Below are 23,660 nucleotides of genomic sequence, written 5' to 3'. Positions count from 1 at the left end.
GTGCGCAGCGAAATCAGAGCTCCGGGAACAACTTTTCCACAAGATGTAGCTCGCGGTTTAAGTCCGCCAGGCGCTGAGTTCCTCAGCCGAAACAAAGAAACCCCCTCCGACTTACGCGTTGTAGACCATCGCGCCATCTCTGCGTGCGACACCAGAACGTACAAGTTCGCCTAGCAGTTGTTCTATCCAAAGCTCGAATGCCATGGATGGGAAGAATTTCTCGCGTATGCGTTCGAAGTAGCTGCTCCGCTGAGCCCAATTGACAAAGTCGGCAAAGGGCAGCAGCTGTTGTTCCAGGAGTTTGAACTTGAGCAAGACCTTGGCCGCGTGCTGTGCATGCCGGCTTGGGTTGCTGACAAAGGCGTTCAGGCGTTGGCGTGCATGGGCCAGAATCGCCGGGCGGTAAGCGAAAACCGGGCCGTGGCCGGGGATGACCCAGCGCGGATCCAGTTGCTCAATCAGATCGAAGGTGGCCGCTACTTCGTCAAAGGCCTGCTCGCCGTCGAGTTCAGGAAATACCACGCCGAAACCGCTTTCCCACAAGGCGTCCGCGGAAATCAAGGTGCGTGATTGCGGCTCAAAGAAAATCAGCGAGTGCGGGTCATGACCGGGCGCGGCGTGAATTTGCCATGGCGTATCCGCCAGCTGGATTTCTGTACCGGGCAACAGCAGGCCATTGAACTGAAACTGCGGGCAGTGTTGACCCGTCGGGACATACGTCAGGGCCACCGCGTCCCAGGGCGAGACCGAGGCCGCCTGGCCAGGTGGAATCAGTGTTTGCAGCTCCGGATACGCGCGCTGGAGGGCCGCGTTACCGCCGCAGTGGTCGCTGTGCAGATGTGTATTGAGCAGAACATCCAGCGGACGCTGCTTCAAGCTGGCGCCGACGAGATCGACGGTTTGCTCCGAGTGTGTGCTGTAGCCACTGTCTACCAGCGCGGTCGACGTTGATCCGACAAACAGGATGTTGTTGGATGACAGCCAGCCTCGTTCCAAAACAAGAACGCCGGCGGGTAACTGGCTTGTAGTCATGGATGCACGCTGGCGTTCTGACTAGGCGGCCGCCCGTAATTCCCGCCTGAGGATTTTTCCCACATTGGTTTTTGGCAAGTCGTCGCGAAACTCAATGTATTTGGGTCGCTTGTAGCCCGTCAGATGCTGTTTGCAGTAATCGCTGAGATCATCCTCTGTCAGTGCCGGATCATTCTTCACGACAAAAACCTTGATGGCTTCGCCCTGTTTCTCATCCGCAATACCGATGGCCGCGCATTCGACCACACCCGGGCACAGCGAGATCACATTCTCGAGTTCGTTCGGGAAGACATTGAAGCCGGAAACAATGATCATGTCCTTCTTCCGATCGACAATTTTTGTGTAGCCGCGTGCATCCATGATGCCGATGTCACCGGTTCGCATGAATCCGTCGGCGGTGAAGGCCTTTTTGTTTTCCTCGGGCTGCTGGTAATACCCGGTCATGACTTGCGGGCCCTTGATGCAGATCTCACCGGACGCACCCACGGCCAGAGAATCGCCCTCGTCGTTCTTGATGGCGATCTCAATACTTGGCAAAGGCAGGCCTATGGTGCCGCTGAACATGGTGCTTAAGACCGGGTTGTTGGTGCCGATGGCGCAGGTTTCACTCATGCCCCAGCCTTCAATCATCGGACAGCCGGTGACCTGCAGCCAGTTTTTGGCCGTGCCTGCAGAGGCGGCCATACCGCCCGCTTGGGACACACACAAATTGGAAAAATCCACCGACTTGATTTGTGGATGTTGCAGCAAGGCATTGAACAAGGTGTTGACCGCGGGCAACATGTGAAAAGGTCGCTTCTTTAACACCTCTATGAATTGGCCGAAATCGCGCGGATTGGGAATCAAGGTCAGGTGGGAACCCCAGCGTATGGCCAGCAGGCACAAGGTCAGCGCGAAGATATGGTACAGCGGCAGCGCCGCAATGCTGTTGGTCTTGCTGACATCGCCCACGCGACGCAACGCTGGCGTAAACCAGGCTTCGGCCTGCAAGATGGCGGCGACGATATTGCGGTGGGTGAGTACCGCGCCTTTGGACAAGCCGGTGGTGCCGCCTGTGTATTGCAGGAAAGCGACGGAGTCCAGATTGCTTTGGCTGGGCTTGAGCGCCATGCCCAGGCCGTCAGCAACCGCGCGTTTGAAGGGCGTAACGCTGCGGCCATCACCCAACGGCAGTTTGTAGGCCGGCACCATTTTGGCCAGATGGCGAACTGCAAAAGAAATCCAGCGACCGAACCAGAAGCCCAGCAAGTCGCCCATCGATGCGATCACCACATGCTGGATAGCCGTCTTGTCGATGACTTCTTCCAGCGTTTTCGCAAAGTTCTCCAGAATCACGATGGTGGTCGCACCGGAGTCCTTGAGCTGGTGTTCAAGCTCGCGGGCGGTATACAGCGGGTTCACGTTCACGCAGGTGTAGCCGGCACGCAGAATGCCAGCCATGGTGACGGCAAACTGCGGAATGTTGGGCAGCATGATGGCCACGCGCGCACCGGGCTTCAACCCCAGGCTCTGTAGCCAGGCGCCTAGTGCCGCGGACAGTTGGTCGAGTTGTCCGTAAGACATCCAGCAGTCCATGCAGACGGAAAACGGCTGCGAGGCATTTTTCTTGAAGGAGTCCTCCAGCAACTGGTTCAGTGAGCCGAACTGCTCGGTGTCTATCGTGTGCGGAACGCCTTCGGGATAACTCTCGAGCCAAAACTTGTTCATTGAAAACTCCTTGTGCCCCATTGTGAAATCAGCGTGGCCACAAGCGTATGAGGCTTGTCCCTAGTAGGCTGGGTCCGCGGCAAGAAGTTGGTGCAGTTGGGTCTCGCAGGCGACAGCGTCTTTCTCGAACAAGGCATCTATCCAGGCCGACTCGCGGTCTTCAATCAAGCGCAGAAACTCTGAAGCCCCCTTCATGTCCGCGAAAGCGTCAAAGCCGGCTTCGAGAAAATTCTGCAAGGAACTCAGGCTTGCCGCCGCCGCCGGCGCCCGCATCAGTTTCAGCAAGCTGCGCAGGCCGCGCATACGGGTCAGGCGATCCAGCTCGCGACCCAAATGCAGCACGACCTGTAGTTGCTGGTATCGGGCCGGCCGGTCCGCGACCTGGCGCCAACACTGGAGATAACGCGCAGACAGGCTGGTGGGGGCCCGTGTGATCAGCCATTGTTGCGCCATCAGGTCGTCCAGTTGTTCTGTCAGCGCATGGACTTCTGCCAGCGAGGCCGCGGTTTCTACCACCGCGGCGGGGAAAAGACGGGCAATGGTGCTGGCAATGCGTGCGAACTGCTGGTCGCGTTGCGCATAGTCCTGGTCACCATACAACTCGTGCAGAAAGAAATGCGCCGCCCGCTGATAACGAGGGCTGTGCAGCAGGTCTGCGTAGGTCGCTTTGAAACGTTGTGCCTGGAAACGTTTGACCTCCAGGCAGGCCTGGTCGAGCCGCGGGTCGGCCGCGCGACGCTCGCGCAGTGCCGACACGGCCTGCATGGCTTCACGAATCCGGAGTGCAACAGGGTCCATATAAACACCGAGTTTATCTAGATGGGGTGCTCTATTGGAATCAGACGGTCGCATGCGACACTCGGCCGATGCAAAGACGGACCTTACTCCAGCTGGGTGTTGCTTCGGCCGTGGTGCTGACGATGGCCGGCGGCGCGGCCGCCCTGCTGCAGGCCGGCTTGAAAAACGGTGAACTCAGTCTGAGTGGCCGCGAGGTGTTTCGGGCCGTGGGCCGCGGGGTGCTGCAGGGCAGCTTGCCGGCTGACGCAGCCACAAGACAAACCGCTTTGGATGCTTTGCTGGACCGGATCGACGAATTGACGGCGGCCTTGCCACCCCACGCGCAAGACGAACTGTCGCAATTGCTGGCCTTGCTGGCCAGCCCGCCCGGACGACTCGCCCTGGCGGGCTTGAGTCAAGCCTGGTCCTTGGCCAGCGAGGCCCAGGTCCAGCAGGCGCTGCAAGGCATGCGATTTTCTGCACTGGCGCTGCGCCAGCAAGCCTACGCGGCCTTGCACGACATCACCGCGGCGGCTTATTTCACAGACAGCGCCACCTGGTCCCAGCTCGGTTATCCCGGTCCGCAGCGCATCTGAAAGTTAGGGCAGCCCCATGAGTCAATTACAAGACCCGATACGCGACGGTCTCCAGCGCGGCTGGAAAGTGCTGGGGGGCATCCTGGGCCAGGCGCCGGAAAAAATCGTTTGTGATGTCGCCATCGTCGGTAGCGGTGCCGGCGCCGGCATCACCGCCGAGTTGCTGGCCAAAGCGGGCTTGCGGGTGGTGATGATTGAGGAGGGGCCGCTCAAAAGCAGTAGCGACTTCAATCAGAAAGAGTCGGAAGCTTATCCGCAGCTTTACCAGGAAAGCGCAGCGCGAAAGACCGAAGACAAGGCGATCAACATCCTGCAGGGGCGTTGCGTAGGTGGCTCCACCACGGTCAACTGGACCAGTTCTTTTCGCACCCCGGCGCCTACCCTCCAGTTCTGGCAGGAGCAATTCGCCCTGGCGGACTACAGCCCGCAAGCCCTCGCGCCGTATTTTGCGCAGGCCGAACAACGCCTGAACATCCTGCCCTGGCTCACGGCGCCCAACGAGAACAACGACTTGCTGCGCCGCGGCGCGGCCACGCTGGGCATCGCGGCTTCGGCGATTTCGCGCAACGTCAAAGGTTGTTGGAACCTTGGCTCCTGCGGCCTCGGTTGCCCGACCAATGCCAAGCAGTCGATGCTGGTGACCACCATTCCGGCGGCGTTGGACCAGGGCGCGCAGTTGTTGACTGAAATGCGGGTGGATCGTTTCGAGATGGCCAATGGCAAGGTGACCGCGCTGTATTGCCAGAATGTGATGCCAAATGGGGCTCTAGCCCGCATGGTACCTGCGCAAGTAGCTACCAAAATAGTAGCGAGCCATTACGTGCTGGCGGGTGGCGCCATCAATTCGCCGGCAGTGCTGCTGCGCTCTGGCGCGCCTGATCCGTATGGGCTGCTGGGCGCCCGGACCTTTCTGCACCCGGTGGTGATGAGTTCGGCGGTGTTTGCGCAAAAAGTGGAAGCCTGGAACGGTGCGCCGCAATCGATTTACACCGACCATTTCCTGGACACACAAGCCATTGATGGGCCGATTGGCTACAAACTGGAAGCGCCGCCGTTGCATCCGGTGATTTTTGCATCGACCGTGCCCGGCATGGGCCAAAGCCAGCAAGACTTGCTTAAGACCTTTCCGCACAACCACACCTTGCTGGCGCTGCTGCGTGACGGCTTTCATGCGCAGTCGCGCGGTGGGCAGGTCAAACTGCGCAGTGACGGCTCCGCCGTGCTCGACTACCCGCTGACCGATTATGTGATGGACGGCGCGCGCCGGGCCTTGCTGTCGATGGCGGAGATCCAGTTTGCCGCCGGCGCGCGCCAGGTCTTGCCTTTGCATGAAATGGCCCAGCCCTACACCAGCTGGGCCCAGACCCGTGAGGCCATCAACGCCTTGCCCATGAAACCCCTGCTGACCAAAGTGGTGAGTGCCCACGTGATGGGCGGCTGCGGTTTGGGCGGGCGGGAAACGCTGGGTGTGACCCGGCCCGACGGGGTGCACTGGCAGCTTGAGAATTTGTCCATCCACGATGGCTCGATTTTTCCCACCAGCATTGGTGCCAATCCCCAGTTGTCGGTCTACGGCACGGCCAATCGCCTGGCGCAGGGCCTGGTCAAAAAGCTGACTGGTCGCGATGTCACGCTGGCTTGAACCCGGGCCTTGACCGGAACGTTTGCATGTTGGCACGCCTTCAGCAATTCATCACCCTCTCGCTACTGGCGGCTGCGGGCGCATGGCTGGTCTTTTATTGGAAAAGTTCGCCGGTCCTGGCCTGTGCCGGTTTTGTGATGTTGATCCTTGGGTGCTCTGCTTTCCTGGCCATGGAGTTGGTGGCCCTGCGGTTCGTCAACAGCAACGATCCGGCGCCCCGGCCGTCGTGGCGAGAACTAACAAGCGCCTGGCTGGGCGAAACCTTGACGGCGCCTCTGGTGTTTTGCTGGCGCCAACCCTTTCGCTCCCGGGCCTTTCCCGACCAGTTGTCGCCGCCGTCTGTGGTGCCAGGGCGGCGCGGCGTGGTGTTTATTCATGGGTTCTTTTGCAACCGAGCTTTCTGGGCGCCGTGGCTCAAACCGCTTCAGGGCACGGGCCATGCCTATGCGGCCGTCAACCTGGAGCCACCCTTCGCCTCCATCGACGACTATGTGCCGCTGATCGAAGACGCGGTTCGGCAGGTGACGGCCGCAAGCGGCCTGCCGCCGCTGCTGGTGTGCCACAGCATGGGCGGCCTGGCGGCGCGGGCCTGGCTTCAAACCATGCAGGCGGAGGCACGGGTGCACCACGTGGTGACACTGGGAACGCCGCACCGTGGCACCTGGCTGGCCCGTTTCAGCCATGTCGCCAATGGTCGTCAGATGCGCTTGGCTGGCCCCTGGCTGCAGCAGCTTGGCCATGGCTTGCCGCCTGAGCGTCATGCGCTGTTTACCTGCTGGTACTCGAACTGCGACAACATCGTGTTCCCGGTCTCCACCGCCACCTTGCCTGGCGCCGACAATCGCTTGCTGCGTGCTGCCGCCCATGTGCAACTGGCTTTTCTGCCGCAGGTGATACAGGCCACGCTGGCTTTGCTGGATGAGGGCGCTCAAACAGGCTCTAAACGCCACTCTTGATGGGTAACGATTTGTGTATGCTTGGGGCTGATTTTGTTTGGGCGTTTGCCCGGGAGAAAAATGCCTCTGATTGTGTTGATGGAAGACGATGCCGCCACGCGTACGCTGGTGAGCTCGGTGCTCAGAAAAGACGGGTATGAGGTTTTGTCGGCCGACAATGGCCTGACGGGCTTAGAACTGGTGCGGCAACACAAGCCGGATCTGGTGATCAGCGATGTGCAAATGCCCACCATGGACGGTTTTGCCATGTTGCAGGCCTTGCGTGGCGACCCGAGCATCATGGCGACACCGGTCGTTTTGCTGACCTCATTGCAAGAACGCGCCCACATGCGTATCGGCATGACCAGTGGCGCCGACGACTACATCACCAAACCTTTCAGACCCGGCGAGTTGCGCGAAGCGGCGTCCGCCCAGCTCAACAAACGGAACATGCAAGCCGCGTTGCAAACCATGGCCGTGGAGGCCGCGGTTCAGGCCGCGCTGGAAGACCAGAAACACCACCTGGCCCGTTTGTACGAGAAAAAACTGGCTTCCGAACTCAGCGAAAAATGGCCGGCCGCCGACGGGGCGAGCGAAGACGAACGGTTTTCCAACGCCACGGTCCTGTTTGTGGATGTGCTTAATTACGCCAGCCTTGCTGAAAAACTCTCCAGCGCAGAACTCAGCGATGTCGTGCGCCAGTTTTACAACAATGCCGGGGACACCGTGCATTTGTTTGGGGCGCGCCACATGCAATTTGTTGGCGAAGGCCTGCTGGTTGTTTTTGTCGACAGCACGGACACCTCGTCCGTCAACCATGGCTTGCGTGCCGCGCGTGCCGCGCTGGGGCTGCTGGACTCGGCCAAACGCGTGCAGAAGTTTCTCAACCACCACTTTCCGGCGCACGGCTTGCCCCGTTTCGATGTCAGCGTGGCACTGAACAGCGGGCCGGTGGCCCTGGCCAAACTTGAGGATCCATTGCGCGGCGGGATGCAAGTGCTGCCTGTCGGTGACACGGTCAGTGCCACCTTGCTGCTGCAAAAGCAGGCACACCGGGCCAATTGGCAGATCGCCGCCAGCGTGGCCATGCTGCGTGGCGTGACCGGTGCCGTCAACATTGGCGGTCGGGCGCTTGTTTCCTTGCCTGGCCGCACGGCAGCGCTGGATGCTGCTGAACTGTTGGGCCTGGCGCTTCAGTCTTAACTCTGCAAGGCGCTGAATAGCCCCAGCGCTAACTCACCAGGTGTCTGGCCTCATGTCAAAAAGAACGTTTTCGTTACGTCGTATTCTGGTCGCCAGCCTGCTGGTGTTTGCGCTGGTCCCCGCAGGTCTGGTGGCCTGGCTCATGGCGCGTAGCAGCGCAGAGGCCGTGGAAAATTTGGCCGGCAGCATTCTTTTGAATGTCGCGACAAGGATTGAGGCCGGAACACAAGCCCACTTGGGTCAGGCCCACAATGTCCTGAACGGCTTGTTTCCTGAGCGTTTGACGGCAACGCAAACCGAGCAGGCCAGAGACTGGCTGCGTCATGGCTCAGCCTTCGAGCCCATGGCGTTTGCCTTGTCCATGCAATCGCCGGATGTGCCCAGCCTGTATTTTGGCAACAGCCGGGGCGAGTATTTCTCCGTCAACCATACAGAGAATGGCACTCAAGTCTTGCTGCGTGGCAAGAGCGATAGCGGCCTGCAAGCCTTCATGGCGCGGCGGCCCGGTGACCGAAGCCAGCCGCTGGCGACGGCACAAGCCAACTTCGAGCCACGGACCCGGGGCTGGTACCAGGGCGCGATGGTGGCCAAGGACCGTACTTTTTCTCCCATTCAAACTGTTCCGGGCAAGTCGCAGTTGTTCGTCACGCTGTCACAACCTGTGTATGACGGTGATGGGGGGGCGGCTGGCGTGTTTGGTGTGGACCTGTATTTACAGCGGCTCGCCGACCTGCTGCAGACTCAGCGCATCAGCGCGCGTGGGGCCGCCTATATCGTGGATGAGTCGGGCTTGCTGGTGGCCGGGTCCGCGGGCGACGGCTTGTTCCAGAAAGCGCAGGGCAAGCCGGTGCGGCGCAGCCCGCAGCAAAGTGCGAACCCCGTGATTCGTGAAAGTTTTGCGGCCTTGCAGCGTGAGCAGTCCCAGAAGCGCGAAGACTCGGTCGCCAGCAACACGGCTTTGCAACGTTTGCCCATGCACAGCGATACCTTGCTGATGGTTCAGCGCCCGTTTGGCGAAGCGCTGGGTTTGCACTGGACGCTGGTCGTGGCCGCCCCCGAGAGCGACTTCACGGCCGACATCACCCGGGCCTGGAAGTTGTCCCTGATCGCGATAGCCGGGCTGGTCTTGCTGGGCGCTCTGGCGGCCTTGTATGTCGCGACCCGGATCGGGCACCGGCTTCAGCGTCTCAGTGTCGCGGCGCAGCAACTCGGCCGCGGCGAGGTGCCGCGGATAGAGCGCAACACCCATTTGCGGGAGGTGCGGGAGTTGTCCCAGGTCATGCACGACAGCGCCGAGCAGCTCCAGAGTTACCGGGCCGAGGTGCAAACCAAAACGCGGGCGATTGAAGAGGCCAACGAGCTGCTGGAAGAAAGGGTCGCACAGCGCACGGTCGAGTTGCTCGCTTCCCGCGAAGAAGCCCTGCAGGCGGCCAAGGCCAAAGCGGCTTTCCTGGCAACCATGAGCCATGAAATTCGCACCCCGCTCAACGGCGTGGTGGGCATGAGTACGCTGCTGGCCGAGACCTCGCTGGATGACGAGCAAAGCGACTACCTGCAAACCATACGGCTGTCGAGTGATCAGTTGCTGGCGGTGATCAACGATGTTCTGGATTTTTCAAAAATTGAATCTGGCAAGCTGGATCTGGAGGCCGAACCCCTGAGCCCGCGCAGCGCGGTTGAAGAGGCCTGCGACATCGCCGCGCCACGGGCCAGGGAAAAAAATCTAGAGTTGATTGTTGACGTGCCCGAGGCCGCTGGTCCCGGCTTGCTGGACATTCCGGCCGCAATTGCCGGCGACATCACGCGTATCCGGCAGGTGTTGATCAACCTGATCAACAACGCCGTCAAGTTCACGGAAAAAGGCGAAGTGGCCGTCAGCGTGCGGCAATTGCCCAACCCGGGTGATTCGGGCCGTCTGTTGATCGAGTTTCGTGTGTCTGATTCAGGGATAGGCATACCGCCAGACCGGATCGATGCCTTGTTCCAGGCCTTTAGCCAGGTCGACACCTCCACCACGCGCAAATACGGGGGGACCGGCCTGGGCCTGGCGATTTGCAAGCGTCTGGTCGAACTGATGGGCGGGGCGATCGGGGTCGACAGTGTGCTCGGCCAGGGCTCCACCTTCTGGTTCACCATCCAGGCGCCCCTGGCGAAATTGCCTTCGCCGCAGGGGGGCCGTCGATGCCGCGGCGCTGCAGGGCAAACACGTGCTGGTGATCGACGACCATGTCACCAATATTCGTGTCCTGACGCGGCAGCTTCAGTTGTGGGGCATGCACGTCAGCAGTGTCGAATCAGGCGCCCAGGCCTTGCAGGCGCTGGCGCGGGAGAACGCGGCGCAGCCTGACATCATCATCACCGACATGCACATGCCCGAGATGGACGGCGTGACGCTGGCGCGCGCCATCAAGGCCCAACCCAACTTGGTCAAGGTGCCGCTGGTCTTGCTCACGTCGGGCTTCATGCCGCCTGGCCATGAAGCCGCCCAATTGTTCGAAGCGCGGCTGCTCAAACCTGCCCGCCAGAAGCAGTTGTTTGATACGTTGGCACGTTGCCTCTCGGCGGGCGCTAGTGGGAATCTCCTGGCGGAACCCAAAGCGGGTGCCGCCGCAAAAATCTGACCCTGCTGGTGGTTGACGACAACGCCGTCAACCTCAAGGTGGCTTGTGCCATGCTGGTCAAACTGGGCTACCAGACAGAAACCGCACTGGATGGGCAGGAGGCCGTAGACGCCGTCATACGCGCCCAAGGCTCCGGCCGGCGGTTTGGCGCGGTGTTGATGGATGTGAACATGCCGCGCATGAATGGCTTTCAGGCCACGCAGCAAATTCAGACCCTGATGGGCAAGGCGGCCCCGCCCATCATTGCCTTGACGGCCGCCGCGTCGCCTGAAGACCGTGCCCGCTGCGCCGCGGCCGGCATGGACGATTACCTGACCAAACCGCTGCATGTGGCCGCGCTGGCGCAGGCGCTGGAGCGCTGGTTGCCCGCGATGACCTTGGCTGCGGAAGGTCTAGGCACGCTGGCAACTGCGGGCCAGGGCGACATGGCGCCGCTGGAGACGCCCGAGCCGGCGCGTGCCCCCGAGCCGCCACTGATGGACCTGGAGCGCCTGGCCCAGTTCAAGGAGTTCGACGACGACGAACTCAGCATGACCCGTGAGGTGATTGCCCTGTTTGTCGCCGACGCCGCCCTTCGCCTCCAGGCCATCGAACAGAGTATCCGTACCGATGACGCGCTTGCCCTGGCTTGGGCCGCCCATGCCCTGGTTGGCGCGACCGGCAATGTGGGGGCTGTGGCCATGCAGACTGTTTGCAGCGAGCTTGAGGTGGCGGCGAAAACAGGGCAGGTGCCCGCCAATGCCCTCCAGCAGCTTGAGAGCTTGCAGGTTTATTGGGGGAAAACCAGCACGATTCTGGACACCTGGGTCTGAATGTTTCAGGCCGGATTGGTGCGGTGGTCCCGGCAAGGATGGATCAAATAGAAAGGGTAATCCATCCATAGAGAGCTTGCACTCACTTTTGGCGAGGGTGAGCCGTCACGATGAGCCTCAGAGGCCCGTCAACAAAGCCTTGCCGTGTGCATGGCGTCCATGTGGTTGCGAATTCTCTTGTGAATTTTTTCACAGGTCGCAGCTTGCATATTCACTATCAAGATTCCGTCAGGCTTCATACGCTCAATAAGCTGTAACAGCCTCAAAGCGCGTGAAGATGAACACCTTGTTGAATGCCGGATTTGCGGATCCGGCCCTGCTTCTTGGCCAATCCCAACATCCCGATCCGGGCGCGGACGTTTTGGCGGTGCTGATGGATGCCCTGGCCCACGGCGTGGTGGTGGTTGGTGCGCGTGGCCAGATCATTCATGCCAACCAGGCCGCTCGCACCGAACTCAAGCGTCGCCGGATGCTGGTGCAGGTCAGTGGCGAGATTCATGCGATCAACCCTGAGGACAGCAAAACACTGCAAGGCGCTTTGGTCAAAGCCGTGGCTGGCAAACGCAGCCTGGTGAAGGTGTCGGGCGGTGGCCTGAGCTTGATGCTGGCCGTTGTTCCCCTTCAGAGAGACCCGTCGGCCTGGCAGACCCGGATTGCGCTGTTTTTTTCCCGTACCGACGTGTGTGACTCAGGTGTGTTCGGGTTTTTCTCCCGAAGTTATGGTTTGACGCAGACGGAAGAGCAGGTGTTGGTCATTCTGTGCCGGGGCTTGAGTACCCCTGAAATCGCTGTTCAGATGAACGTGGCTGTTTCTACGGTGCGCAGCCACGTGCGCAGCTTGTGCGCAAAAACCGGCTCCAGCGGGGTGCGGGAGCTGGTGAACCATGTGGCGGCTTTGCCGCCAGTGGCACCTCTGCATCTGGTGCAAATACACTAAAAATGCGCCCCTCCGGCCGCGCCGGCTACACCGACGGCCCGCCGCATGCTAGATTACGGCTCATCATGAGCACGCCACTTCCTTCCAGCGACGACCTGTACGCACAACTGGTCCCCGAGTTGCGTTCGCTGGCGCGGCGCGGCGTATCGCGCACCTATCGCAAAAATGCGGTGTTGATCAACGAAGGCGAAGCCGGCGACAGCCTGTTCGTGTTGCTCAAAGGCAGTGTCAAGGTGTTTGCCATGGACGAGAGCGGGCGGGAAATCACCTATGGCACCGTTCACACCGGTGACTATTTCGGTGAAATGTCGCTGGATGGCGGCCCCCGGTCTGCCTCCGTGATGACCCTGGAGCCCTGTACCTGCGCCGTGCTGAGCCGTGCCGATGTCAGCGAGCACCTGGTCGACGAGCCTGAGTTCGCCATCAACCTCGTGGTTCAGGTGATCCGCCGGGCCCGTGCGGCGACCGAGACGGCGCGCAATATGGCGCTGCTCGACGTCTATGGCCGGCTGATCGCCCTGTTGGAAGACCGCCGTGGTGACACGACCGACGGCAGCAGCGCCACGCTGGAAGGCATCACACACCAGGACATTGCTAACCGTGTTGGCGCTTCGCGCGAAATGGTCAGCCGCCTGCTCAAAGACCTTGAAAAAGGGGGCTACATCGAGCTGGGGATTCGGCGTATTACCCTGCTCAAGAAGCTGCCCAGCCGCTGGTAAGCCGCCAAGTCGGCAGCATTTTCAGACCCTGCGGTGAGCTGTTGCGCGCGGCCGTACCGCCACTGTCGCCTTTCTTTGCACTTCAGGACAACACCGATGAGTTCAGTGTATGGCTGCGTATGTTTCGCTATTCCCTCCAAACTACTCCGAAAATGCGCTGAAAAGGCCGGTTCGGTCGATTGCCAAGGCCTGGACAGCATGGCCGCCCGCTTGAGAACCCAGCGTAACGCATGGGCCGGGCCTGTCCATCTGCCCCTGTTGCTTGCGCCTGCGCAACCCGCCCCTATAAAGGCGGCCTATCGACGCGCCATCTTCGATGCGGGTTCAGGTACCGAGTTGCCTGGAAAACGTGTGCGCAACGAGGGAGACAAGCCGGTCAGAGATCCCGCCGTCAATCAGGCCTATGACAACACCGGCATCACACTGGATTTTTACCTGAAGATGTTCGGGCGCAACTCTATCGATAACCGCGGCATGCGGGTCGAGTCAGCGGTGCATTTTGGAAAAAACTTCAGCAATGCCATGTGGACCGGCGATCAGATGATTTTTGGCGACGGAGATCAGAATGTGGCGGGATTTACGGCTGCGCTGGACATCATTGCTCATGAGCTGACACACGGCGTCATGCAACACCTGATTCCTGGTGGACTGGGCGTGGTTCGGGTGCCCGTGAAGGACCGTGAATTCAAGGAGCAAACCCATGCGCTCAAGGGCCAGAGCGGCGCTCTCAATGAGTCTTTTTCCGATATTTTTGGCAGCATAGTCAAGCAGTGGCATGGTCGGCAAAGTGTCACCCAAGCCAACTGGTTGTTAGGTGAGCATCTGCTTGCCCCCGAGCACGGGCTGGCCATTCGCTCACTGAAAGATCCGGGCAATCGCAAGTTGACGTGGTACGAAGACGATCAATTCAAAAGCATGGACCAGTATGTTGACGGCGCTGACGTGCATGACAGCTCAGGCATTCCCAACCATGCCTTTTACCTGGCGGCTAAAAAAATTGGCGGATTTTCATGGGAGAAGGCCGGTCCCATCTGGTACGAAGCCTTTGAAGCACTCAAGCCCAAAGCCAGTTTTCTGGACGCCGCAAAGGCAACAAGCCGGGTGGCCGGTGTGCGCTTTGGAATTAAGTCAAAAGAATACAAAGCAGTCATTTCTGCCTGGCAGGCTGTCAAAGTCGTGACTTAGACGCAGATGTTGGTTAAAGCTTGGCTTTACCAATGGCATGATGCGGGGATTCGCATTGATGCGGCGGTCTGTTGCTGAGAGTTTCAAAAAATGTCGTTGAGTTGCTTATCGTGCCTGACGGTCAATCCCGACGCCAATCGGTTCTGCGAGGGCTGCGGCGCAGGTTTGTCGCTGGTTTGTCAGCATTGCGGACAAGAATGTAGTCCTTCGGCGCGATTCTGTGGTGCTTGCGGCACACCGCAGAATCCCGCTGGTTCAGCGGCTGTGACCGCGCCACGTGTCCTCCCCCGAACGCTCATGTGGGGTGAACTCAAGCAGGCCACGGTTCTTTTTGCCGACATTGTGAGTTCCACCGAGCAGATTGCCGATCTGGATGCCGAACAGGCCATGGAGCGCCTGGGTCCGGCGTTGGCGCTCATGTGCGAGTCCATCGAAGCATTTGGCGGCACCGTGGTGCGAACCATGGGTGATGGCGTGATGGCCTTGTTCGGTGTTCCTAAAGCGCTGGAGGGACATGCCTTGCTGGCTTGCGAAGCCGCGCTCGACATGCAGCAGGCATTTCCCGGCGGGACTCATGGTCTGCGTATTCGTGTCGGGTTGCACTCTGGGCAGGTTGCGTCCGACCCCCGGAATGCCGATGGCCGAGGCGGTGGCGCCCATGGCTTGACCATTCATTTGGCGAGCCGGGTGGTGAGTCTGGCCGATCCGGGCGGCATTTGTATGTCGGAAAGTTGTTATGGGCTGGTTCGTTCTTTGTGCGACGCGCGGCCCATGGGCTCACACTCACTGAAAGGCATTTCAGGTCAATACGGGGTCTATGCGCTGGAGGGGCTCAAGACGGGGAGTCAAGGGTTTCATCAGGCGACCCTGACACCGTTTTTGGGTCGCGATCGGGAGATTGCATTGCTCCAGCAGGCATTGCATTTCACCGAACATGGCAAGGCGCGCGTGGTGGATATTTCGGGTGAGCCCGGCGCCGGCAAGAGCCGACTTTGCCACGAGTTCGCCCAGTGGTGTCGTGCCCGACAGATACCCGTGTATGAGGTGCGTGCACAGCCCTATGGTCACGCCACGCCATTGCAGCCCGGTTTGAGCCTGCTCCGCACATTTTTCTTCCGAATTCCGCCTACGGACGATGCCGCCGCTGCCAGGGCCCGGATCGCGGCACGTATGTCCGAGCTCGGTCCACCGGCTGAACCCGACCTGGTGCTTTTGTATGAGTTCCTTGGGGTCGCGCCAGCTGAAAGTCTGCATGCGGCATCCAGTCCCAAAGCGCGGCATGCCCGGTTGCTCAATATCGTGCGGGAGTTGCTTAAACACGATGCCGCGACAACCTCGGTAATTCTCATCGAAGACCTGCATTGGCTGGATGAAGCCAGCGAGGAATTTATTGCGACGCTCATTGACGCCGCCTCAGGGTCGCGGACCATGGTGGTCCTGAATTACCGACCCTCTTATCACTTGCCGTGGGCGCAGGCCGAGAATGCTCAGAAAATTGAATTGGGACAGTTGAGCGACAAGGAGACGGAACACCTTGTCAGAACATTGATCGGCCCTCGCCAGGAATTTCAGGACGTATGCCAGTTGGTCGTCAGACGAAGTGGTGGCAATCCTTTTTTTGCCGAGGAGCTGGTGCGTTCGCTGAGTGACAGCGGACTGCTGGCCGAGGGGTCGGATCTGCGCATCGCAGGGCTGGATGCGTTAGAGCGAGCGTTGCCGGCGACCGTGCAAGCCGTCATTGGCGCCCGACTTGATCGACTGGGGGAGCCCGAAAAAACGCTTCTCCAAATGTGCGCCATCATCGGTAAAGAGATTCCATTGGCGGTGCTCGAGCACATGGCCAGCCCCCTCGCCAGTGTGATTGAAAAGGGGCTGAATGGTCTCTGCCATGCCCAGTTGATCTTGCCGCAGCCCGCGGTAGGTGGACGTCGTTTTACATTTCGTCATCCCTTGATTCAGGAGGTGGCGTACAGCACGCAACTCAAAGTCCGTCGCGGCCCGCTACATTGCGCGGTTGCCCTGGCGATGGAGGTCTATTACCGTGATCAGCTCGATGAATATGCGGGCCTGATCGCGTACCACTATGAGGCCGCGGGACAGCTTCTGGATGCCGCCAGTCATGCGGCTCGCGCTGCGCAATGGGTCGGCGCTACCAATTCTGCTCTCGCGATCAAGCATTGGCATAAGGTGCGCGCGCTTCTACAAAACCAGCCCAGATCCACCGCGAGCGACAGCTTGCGGGTGCGGGCCGGCGGACAGATTTCGGTGCTTGGATGGCGCGAAGGTCTGACTTTGCAGGAGGTGCAACCCTTTATCGACGAAGCAACCGAACTTGCTGGGGAAGTAGATAGCCGCTCAATCCAATTACTCTTGATGGGCGAAGGACGGATGTTGCAGGCAAGCGGCGGTCCGGCGGACGAGTATGTTGAGCGTCTGCAGAAGGCCTTGTCGCTGATGGATGCCGATGCCGACCCGGGGCGCGCAGCGACGATCAATGCCGCATTGAGTCAGGCCTATGCTTGGGCAGGCATGCTGGAGCAGGCCTTGGCGGCCAACGATATTGCGCTTCGGGACATGGGTGCCATTGACCGATTTGACCGTGAATGGATTGGCTTCAGCATTGAGCATTGGGTGATGGGCATGCGGGGGCGACTGCTGATGCGGTTGGGGCGTCTGGAGGATGCCGCGCAATGCTTGCAGGAGCTGTTGGGCCGGGGGGAGTCATCGAATGACCCGGTGATCCTGCAATTCGCTCATTTTGGGTACATAGATTTGGCGTGGTGCCGTCAGAACGCTGAGTTGGCGCACGAGCACTACGCGTATGTCGCGGAGATTGCGGCCAAGCATGAAAATCCCTATTTGCGTGTATTTGCGTTGAGCTGTCGCGCGACGGTTGCCAGTATTGACCGCGACTTTGAGACGGCTGCACGGACTTTTTCGGAGGCGTTGACACTGGTTCGACATGCCAAGGTCGCCATGGAGTTTGAAACTGAAATTCTCGCTAGTCTGGCGGAATGTCACCGCGGCCTTGGTAACTCTGAACAAGCCTTGGATATCGCCCAGGAAGCGATTGAAATTTCCCGTCAGCGAAGTACCCGCTTGCCCGAGTGCCGGGCGCTGATTACCCGTGCGTCAGCGATGCTTGACGCCTTCGGCTCGGCGCGGGCCGATCAGGCGCAGGCCTTGTTCGCGGAGGCGGAGCGGTTGATACGTCTGACCGGCGCCGCGATTTATCAAGAGTCCTTGTTTCGCGAACAATCTCGATTGGCCGTATTGACCGATTTGCCTGGTCACACGGGCATCAGCGTCGGACAAGCAGCGTGAACTCCCGCATGCCGTAGTCGGCAAGCAACTCGAACTTTTGCTCCGAACTGCTGTGCGCAGTAACGCATCCAAATTTCAGGCGATGCGTGAGAGAGCGCAGGGATGGCTTGTAGCTCAGAGCCAAGCGGCATCAAAAAATTGACGGCAAAACCAAGGCGACTTGCATTATTCATGTCGGTCAGGGTCTTCTTGATGAACAAAGTCCATCGCGCAGCGGACTGTGCAAGTTTGACGTTAAAAATTCCGCTGGCGACAGAGTAATCCGCCACGCGCGGAATCGCACTGCCGACGATAAATTGAGCGCGAATGTTTGGACGGGAAGAGGGTTGCGCCTGCGCGATCATGGCTTCCGAGAGGTCTGTGCCGAGGTAGTCGACGCAGGCGCTGCGATGCCGTTTCAACAGAAAGGCCAGCAGCGCGCCATAACCGCAGCCGACATCGTTGAGGGAGATCTCTTTGCGAAAATCACACAGCTTGAGGAGTTGAACAAAGCGCAACTCCTGCGTAGGCTGACAGGTCCAATCCACCCCAAGGGCAGTTGCCCCATGTGTCAACACCTTGCGTGTGTAATAACGTTCAATTTCCGCGTGCAAGCTGTCGAGCCGCTTGCTGGGGGGGGCGTTGTGGTCATGATGGTGGAGCCCACCCCCGTGCTCATTGCCGCGCCTATTTCTTGGCTACTTTTGCCGCGGGCTTTGCTGCCGGCTTGGCCGATTTTTCCGGCAGCGTCGGAAAGGAGATGGTCAGGTAGTCACGGTTGAAATACGTAACGGGCCTATTCTTCTCGGTGATCAAGACCCGGGTGTTTCCCTTTTCTGCCCGCATGTCGTGAAAGGTGAAATATACCGGCATGGGTGTTTTTGAGGCGAGGTTTTTTACCAGGGCATTGACAACGGCCGTGTCGCCATTCTGGTTGGGCACGTTGGAGTCATGCTTGCTCAAATTGGTGAAGTAGTCATGCATACGGTTTCTTGCTTCGGCGTGGGATGCGCCGATATTGAGAACCGCCACGCTATTTTTAAAGGCGCGGCCCTTTTTAAAAATTTTGAATTCTTTTTGCAACGCAACCATTTCATCAATGCCGCCAAAGTGTGTTTTCTTGTCAGGCGTTGGTCCGAAACGGACGTTCAACTGATCAAGCAGACTTCCGACGTGGATGTCGTGTTCCTTCATGAAATAGCCCATAAGTTCTCTCCAGTGGTCGCGGTTGATGAAATGACTACATGTTAGTAAACGTTACGACGTACTGTAAAGCCTATTTGGTTCAGGCCCAAGCGTTTGGCCAGAGAGGCGGACCCGCGGGGTCGTGCGAGGCCGGTGTTCTGGAGTCTGAAAGCACCACGCCGTACCGGAGTTCGTCGTTGCTGGACTGCGGCTCATCATCCAACGCGTGTCTCCGGCCCGAGACGGCGCCTGCTATATGCGTGTCACGCAGCGAGGCTCTTGTGGAGAACGGCTCACTCCGCGAGTCTTTGTCTCGCTTGTCGTGGAGGGGCTTGGCGTGACTCCAACGCTTCAGCGCTGAATAAGGACCTCGCCAGCCAGCCGCACATCCGCCGCAATCTCGGGCAGACCCTGGAGTCGCTGGTAAATCGGCGTGAAGTCCGGTGCCGTCTTGTCGAACAGCTCCTGGAAGCTGTTGATGACGAAGTAGGTCTGCTGGTAGCTGTCGATCTTGTAACGGGTGCGCATGACGCGTTCAATGTCCAGCGCCAGGCGCTGGGGCTCGAGGCTGGTGACGGAATATTGCAGTTCGCCGGAGGAACTCAGGATGCCGGCGCCATAAGCGCGCAGGCCGTCTTTCTGCTGGATCAGTCCGAATTCAATCGTGTACCAATAAAGCCGGCTGAGTTGCTCGCAGGCGTTCAGCCCGTGGGCTTTCAGGCCGCCTTTGCCGTATTCCTGCATGTGATCCGCAAACACCGGGTTGAACAGCAGTGGCACATGGCCGAACAGGTCGTGAAACACATCGGGTTCGACGATGTAGTCGAACTCTTCCGGGGTGCGCAGCCAGTCGGTCACCGGGAATTTACGGTTCGCCAGCAAGGTAAAAAACGGCACTTCGGGAATCAGCCCCGGCACCGCGACGATTTCCCATTGCGTGGCCTTGTAAAGGCGCTCGTTGATTTCCTCGAAGCGCGGGATGCGGTCCTTGACACCCAGCGAGGGCAGGGCGGCAATGAACTCGTCGCAGGCCAGACCGGGCAGCAGCGCGGCCTGGCGCTCGTACAGGCGGCGGTAGGTGTCATGGTCGGCGGCGGTGTAGGCCGCATAGTTTTGCGGGCAGGTGTAGTCGCTGTGCACCTGCCCGCCACGCGCGTAGTCACCGCGCGGCGGGCGTTCGCTGGCCCCATAAACAACCGGTTCGACAGCCATGATCAACTCCTTGTGGTTCAGGCTTTGGTGGCGGCCAGCACGCCGCGGCGCATCTGGTCGAGCTCTATGCTTTCAAACAAGGCCTTGAAGTTGCCTTCGCCAAAACCCTGGTTACCCTTGCGCTGGATGAACTCGAAGAAGATGGGGCCGAGCTGGTTTTCGCTGAAGATTTGCAGCAGCAACTCGCCCGGCGTGCCGTCCACCAGAATATTACGCGCCTGCAGATCGGCCACGTTTTCGCCGTGGCCAGGAATGCGTTTGTCGAGCAGCTCGTAATAGGTGTCGCCCGTGCTCAAGAGCTTCATGCCGCTGAGTTGCAGGGCGTCCACGGTGGCAAACAGGTCGCTGGAGCCCATGGCGATGTGCTGTATGCCTTCGCCCTGGTACTTGTCCAGGTATTCCTGGATCTGGCCGGCTTTTTCATTGCCTTCTTCGTTGATCGGGATGCGGATCTTGCCGCAGGGGCTGGTCATGGCCTTGCTCTTGACGCCGGTGGCCTGGCCTTCGATGTCGAAGTAGCGCACTTCGCGGAAATTGAACAGGCGCTCGTAAAAGCCCGACCACTCGGCCATGCGGCCGCGGTGCACATTGTGGGTCAGGTGGTCGATGTAGGTCAGGCCGTGGCCGACCGGGTTGAGCGCTTCCGGGCCGGTGACGCCGGGCAGGGGCTCAAAGTCCACGTCGTAAAAACCGATGTTGCCGATGTCGCCGGGCTGGGCGCCGTTTTTGCCGCGCCACCGGTCGATGAAATAAATGATGGAGTCGCCAATGCCCTTGATGGCCGGAATGTTCAGCTCGCCCGGGCCTGCCGTGTCGGCATAACCCCAGGCGCCCAGCTTGATGGCGCGCTCGTATGCGGCCTTGGCGTCCTGCACCCGGAAGGCGATGGCGCAAACGCTGGGGCCGTGCTGGCGCGCAAAACGCTGGGCAAACGAGTCCGGCTCGGCGTTGATGATGAAGTTGATGCCGCCCTGGCGGTACAAGGTAACGTTTTTGTGGCGGTGTTTGGCGATGGGCGTGAAACCCATGCGTTCGAACAGCGCACCCATGGCGGCCGGATCGGGCGCGGCGTATTCGATGAACTCGAAGCCGTCGGTGCCCATGGGGTTGTCCCAGCTGGCGCTGGCGGTTTGTAGCGGGGCGTTCATGCATGTCTCCTGGACAAAATACGGATGCATTGACTGTAGTAGCGCCAGCCCTCATTTTTTATGCGTAGTGAGGCGCCAAAGTTGAGGCTGGTGCAGTAAACATGCAAAATATGACAGATGGAAGCATTAGACAAGCTGGATAGACTGATATTGCGCAGCCTTCAAGCCGACGGCCGGGCCACTTACGAGCAAATCGCCGAGCAGGTCAGCCTCTCGCCCAGCGCCGTGTTGCGCCGGGTCAAACGGCTGGAAGAAAGCGGCGTGATCGACCGTTATGTGGCGCTGGTCAAGCCCGAGGCCGTGGGGCTGGGGCTGACCGCCTATATCAATGTGCGGCTGGAAAAACACACGGAATCTCATAAACGCAACCCCATGGACCTGTTTCGCGCCAGTGTGCAGACCTGGCCCGAGGTGGTGGAATGTGCGGCCCTGACCGGCGAAATGGACTATTTGCTACGGGTGGTGGTGGCCGACATGAGCCACTACAGCCGCTTCATCATGGACACCTTGCTCAAACACCCCAGCGTGCAGGATTGCAAAACCAGCTTTGTGCTGGACCGGGTCAAGGCGACCACGGCGGTGCCGGTTTGACGCTGGTACGTCGGCGCGCTTGTTTTTGCGGCGGCTTGCGGGCCTAATTCAGGAACTGAATTAGGGGCACGCGCCCAGTTTGGGGCTGGCGCTGGCCCATCAGGCGGGTGCTGCAAGCCTTGTTTGCTCCTGTTTTTATAGCTTCTTGCGCAAGTGTGCAGAGGGCTGGAGGCCGATTTGGCATGTAGATTGAAGCGATCCTGCGGTTCTGCCCGGAAAGAAGCCCTTGGTACTAGGTATTCTAGGGAAAACCCTTATATTTGACCCATGGTTACCCCCGGCACTTTTCTCAAGGCATCCCTGAACGCAGGCAAAGAACTGCTCCGCCCCCCCGTGGCGGAAAGCGAACGCGCGCCGCACAAGCCGCCTGTGATGGTGCCCATCCGTTCCATAGGCCCCAGCCATGGCGAGCGGATTGAAAACCATTTGCTGGCGCTGGGCGATCACGACCGCTACCTGCGTTTTGGTTATGCCGCCAGCGACGAGCAGGTGCGCCGTTATGTGGCCGGCCTCAATTTCGAGCGCGACGAGATATTTGGCATTTACAACCGCAAGCTGGAGCTGATCGCGATGGCGCACCTGGCGCTGTCGGTAGACCCCAAACTCACCAGCTGCGCCGAGTTCGGCGTGTCGGTCTTGCCCCACGCCCGCGGGCGCGGCTACGGCGCCCGGCTGTTCGACCGCGCCGTGATCCATGCGCGCAATGAAGGCGTGAGCATGATGTTCATCCACGCTCTCAGCGAAAACACCGCCATGCTCAACATCGCCCGCAAAGCCGGCGCCGTGATCGAGCGCGACGGCTCCGAGAGCGAGGCCTACCTCAAGCTGCCGCCGGCCGACCTGGACTCGCGCATGACCGAGATGGTGGAAGAACAGCTGGCCCAGACCGACTACCGCCTGAAAGTCCAGGCCAAGCAGTTCTGGGATTTCCTGGCCATCGTGCAGGAAGTGCGGCGCGGTGTGCGCGACGGGCGCGACCGCATGCCTATGTGAGGCCCCCACGTTCGCTCACTAACGTGTAGCTCGCTGCCCCCCGAGGGGGCGCTGCGCCTGCGGTCTGGCGAAGCCAGGCCCGCGGCCCCTGCTGAAAAAGGCGGGGAGAAGTAGGTGGCGCACGTTTGCGTATTTCGGCCTCCTCGGGTAATGCGCTATCCTTGACAGCTTCTCAACTACCGAACACCCTCGTGTCCGACGCTCCCCCCAGTAGACCTTCCAAACCGGAAGACAAGCGCGGCTTTTTGCAAAAGCTCGCTGAAATGCTTCACCCCGGGCCCGACTCCAAAGACGAGCTGATTGAAACCCTGGTTGAAGCGCAGGACAACGACGTGATAGGCGCGCAAAGCCGCGAAATGCTCGAGGGCGTGATCCGCATGGCCGACATGACGGCCGGGGATGTGATGGTGGCCGCGCCGCGCATGGACGCCATCAACATCGATGCGCCTTTTGACGAGTTGCTGCACCTGGTGATAGACACCGCCCACTCGCGTTTTCCCGTCTACGAAAACGAAAAAGAAAACATCATTGGCATCCTGATGGCCAAGGATTTGCTCAAGCTGCAACGTGCGCCCGGGCTCAACATCCGCGCCTTGTTGCGTGCTGCCGTGTTTGTGCCCGAAAGCAAGGGCCTGAACGACTTGCTGCGTGAGTTCCGCGGCAACCGCAACCACCTGGCCATCGTGATTGACGAGTTCGGCCGCGTCGCCGGGCTGATCACCATTGAAGATGTGCTGGAACAAATCGTCGGCGAGATCGAGGACGAGTTTGACATCGCCGAAGACGACGGCGACATCTTCGGCCTGACCGACCACACCTACCGCGTCAGCGGCGACACCGCGATCGAACGGGTCAACGAGGCCTTTGGCGTGACCTTGCCCGAAACCGACTTTGACACCATAGGTGGCCTGGTCGCACATGAGATGGGCCATGTGCCCAAACGCGGCGAAACCTACGTTTTGTCCGGCCTGCAGTTCACCGTGTTGCACACCAAAGGCGGCGCCGTGCGCTGGTTCAAGGTCGCGCCCGCCGCGACCGGCGCCGAATAAGGGCCACGCACAG

Annotated in this window: 21 protein-coding genes and 1 pseudogene; 15 read left to right on the top strand and 7 right to left on the bottom strand. The window is 60.0% G+C overall.

Going from position 1 to position 23,660, the window contains the following annotated elements:
- Window positions 1-111 precede the first annotated feature (111 nt).
- From ACHMXK_RS20705 to ACHMXK_RS20695, 3 genes are read right to left on the bottom strand one after another with little or no spacing between them, the layout of a single operon-like run.
- Entirely contained in the window at window positions 112-1,032 is a 921-nt protein-coding gene (locus tag ACHMXK_RS20705; protein ID WP_397442404.1) for an MBL fold metallo-hydrolase, read from the bottom strand.
- A 21-nt stretch (window positions 1,033-1,053) separates the two neighbouring features.
- The gene (locus ACHMXK_RS20700) at window positions 1,054-2,739 is read right to left on the bottom strand and encodes an AMP-binding protein (protein WP_397442403.1); all 1,686 of its coding nucleotides are present in this window, start codon (window positions 2,737-2,739) and stop codon (window positions 1,054-1,056) included.
- A 60-nt stretch (window positions 2,740-2,799) separates the two neighbouring features.
- Window positions 2,800-3,537: an FFLEELY motif protein gene (locus ACHMXK_RS20695; protein ID WP_397442402.1), complete on the bottom strand. Its 738-nt coding sequence runs from the start codon at window positions 3,535-3,537 to the stop codon at window positions 2,800-2,802.
- A 68-nt stretch (window positions 3,538-3,605) separates the two neighbouring features.
- Between ACHMXK_RS20695 and ACHMXK_RS20690 the strand changes: the two genes are divergently transcribed.
- From ACHMXK_RS20690 to ACHMXK_RS20635, 12 genes and pseudogenes are all read left to right on the top strand, one after another.
- Window positions 3,606-4,112 carry a hypothetical protein gene (locus ACHMXK_RS20690; protein WP_397442401.1) on the top strand — a complete coding sequence of 169 codons (507 nt, stop codon included), beginning with the start codon at window positions 3,606-3,608 and terminating at the stop codon, window positions 4,110-4,112.
- Between the two features lie 16 nt (window positions 4,113-4,128).
- Window positions 4,129-5,754 (top strand): GMC family oxidoreductase N-terminal domain-containing protein, encoded by a 1,626-nt coding sequence (locus tag ACHMXK_RS20685; RefSeq protein ID WP_397442400.1) that lies wholly within the window; start codon window positions 4,129-4,131, stop codon window positions 5,752-5,754.
- A 26-nt stretch (window positions 5,755-5,780) separates the two neighbouring features.
- A complete protein-coding gene (locus tag ACHMXK_RS20680; RefSeq protein ID WP_397442399.1) occupies window positions 5,781-6,710 on the top strand; it encodes an esterase/lipase family protein in 930 nt (309 codons plus the stop codon).
- A 60-nt stretch (window positions 6,711-6,770) separates the two neighbouring features.
- The gene (locus tag ACHMXK_RS20675) at window positions 6,771-7,892 is read left to right on the top strand and encodes a response regulator (protein WP_397442398.1); all 1,122 of its coding nucleotides are present in this window, start codon (window positions 6,771-6,773) and stop codon (window positions 7,890-7,892) included.
- A gap of 52 nt (window positions 7,893-7,944) precedes the next feature.
- On the top strand, window positions 7,945-10,239 hold the full coding sequence (locus ACHMXK_RS20670) for an ATP-binding protein (protein ID WP_397442397.1): 2,295 nt from the start codon (window positions 7,945-7,947) through the stop codon (window positions 10,237-10,239).
- A complete protein-coding gene (locus ACHMXK_RS20665; RefSeq protein ID WP_397442396.1) occupies window positions 10,157-10,513 on the top strand; it encodes a response regulator in 357 nt (118 codons plus the stop codon). The genes ACHMXK_RS20670 and ACHMXK_RS20665 overlap by 83 nt, the downstream gene beginning before the upstream one ends.
- Window positions 10,514-10,521: 8 nt before the next feature.
- Entirely contained in the window at window positions 10,522-11,325 is an 804-nt protein-coding gene (locus tag ACHMXK_RS20660) for a response regulator (protein WP_397442395.1), read from the top strand.
- A gap of 277 nt (window positions 11,326-11,602) precedes the next feature.
- Window positions 11,603-12,262, top strand: a complete 660-nt coding sequence (locus tag ACHMXK_RS20655; RefSeq protein WP_397442394.1) for a helix-turn-helix transcriptional regulator — start codon at window positions 11,603-11,605, stop codon at window positions 12,260-12,262.
- 65 nt (window positions 12,263-12,327) lie between these two features.
- Complete coding sequence (locus ACHMXK_RS20650) at window positions 12,328-12,981, top strand: Crp/Fnr family transcriptional regulator (RefSeq protein ID WP_397442393.1); 654 nt, start codon at window positions 12,328-12,330, stop codon at window positions 12,979-12,981.
- Window positions 12,982-13,077: 96 nt separating this feature from the next.
- A complete protein-coding gene (locus tag ACHMXK_RS20645; protein ID WP_397442392.1) occupies window positions 13,078-14,166 on the top strand; it encodes a M4 family metallopeptidase in 1,089 nt (362 codons plus the stop codon).
- Between the two features lie 90 nt (window positions 14,167-14,256).
- A pseudogene (locus ACHMXK_RS20640) lies at window positions 14,257-14,388 on the top strand (zinc ribbon domain-containing protein); the annotation flags it as partial.
- Window positions 14,389-14,463: 75 nt separating this feature from the next.
- Window positions 14,464-17,490, top strand: a complete 3,027-nt coding sequence (locus ACHMXK_RS20635) for an ATP-binding protein (protein WP_397442577.1) — start codon at window positions 14,464-14,466, stop codon at window positions 17,488-17,490.
- Here the strand turns inward: ACHMXK_RS20635 and ACHMXK_RS20630 are convergent.
- The 4 genes from ACHMXK_RS20630 to hppD all read right to left on the bottom strand — a co-directional run bounded on the left by ACHMXK_RS20630 (window position 17,457) and on the right by hppD (window position 21,014).
- A complete protein-coding gene (locus ACHMXK_RS20630; RefSeq protein ID WP_397442391.1) occupies window positions 17,457-18,083 on the bottom strand; it encodes a class I SAM-dependent methyltransferase in 627 nt (208 codons plus the stop codon). The genes ACHMXK_RS20635 and ACHMXK_RS20630 overlap by 34 nt on opposite strands.
- 73 nt (window positions 18,084-18,156) lie before the next feature.
- Window positions 18,157-18,675: a hypothetical protein gene (locus ACHMXK_RS20625; protein ID WP_397442390.1), complete on the bottom strand. Its 519-nt coding sequence runs from the start codon at window positions 18,673-18,675 to the stop codon at window positions 18,157-18,159.
- Window positions 18,676-19,005: 330 nt separating this feature from the next.
- Complete coding sequence (gene phhA, locus ACHMXK_RS20620) at window positions 19,006-19,866, bottom strand: phenylalanine 4-monooxygenase (RefSeq protein ID WP_397442389.1); 861 nt, start codon at window positions 19,864-19,866, stop codon at window positions 19,006-19,008.
- Between the two features lie 17 nt (window positions 19,867-19,883).
- On the bottom strand, window positions 19,884-21,014 hold the full coding sequence (gene hppD, locus ACHMXK_RS20615; protein ID WP_397442388.1) for a 4-hydroxyphenylpyruvate dioxygenase: 1,131 nt from the start codon (window positions 21,012-21,014) through the stop codon (window positions 19,884-19,886).
- A gap of 117 nt (window positions 21,015-21,131) precedes the next feature.
- Here hppD and ACHMXK_RS20610 point away from each other — a divergent pair, with 117 nt between their 5' ends.
- From ACHMXK_RS20610 to ACHMXK_RS20600, 3 genes are all read left to right on the top strand, one after another.
- Window positions 21,132-21,605, top strand: a complete 474-nt coding sequence (locus ACHMXK_RS20610) for an Lrp/AsnC family transcriptional regulator (protein WP_318409327.1) — start codon at window positions 21,132-21,134, stop codon at window positions 21,603-21,605.
- A 267-nt stretch (window positions 21,606-21,872) separates the two neighbouring features.
- On the top strand, window positions 21,873-22,598 hold the full coding sequence (locus ACHMXK_RS20605; protein ID WP_397442387.1) for a GNAT family N-acetyltransferase: 726 nt from the start codon (window positions 21,873-21,875) through the stop codon (window positions 22,596-22,598).
- Window positions 22,599-22,789: 191 nt separating this feature from the next.
- Entirely contained in the window at window positions 22,790-23,647 is an 858-nt protein-coding gene (locus ACHMXK_RS20600) for an HlyC/CorC family transporter (protein ID WP_397442386.1), read from the top strand.
- Window positions 23,648-23,660 lie beyond the last annotated feature (13 nt).

It is taken from the genome of Polaromonas sp. UC242_47, assembly GCF_044452385.1.
GTDB lineage: Bacteria > Pseudomonadota > Gammaproteobacteria > Burkholderiales > Burkholderiaceae_C > Polaromonas.
This window is presented reverse-complemented; position numbering and strand designations above follow the sequence as displayed.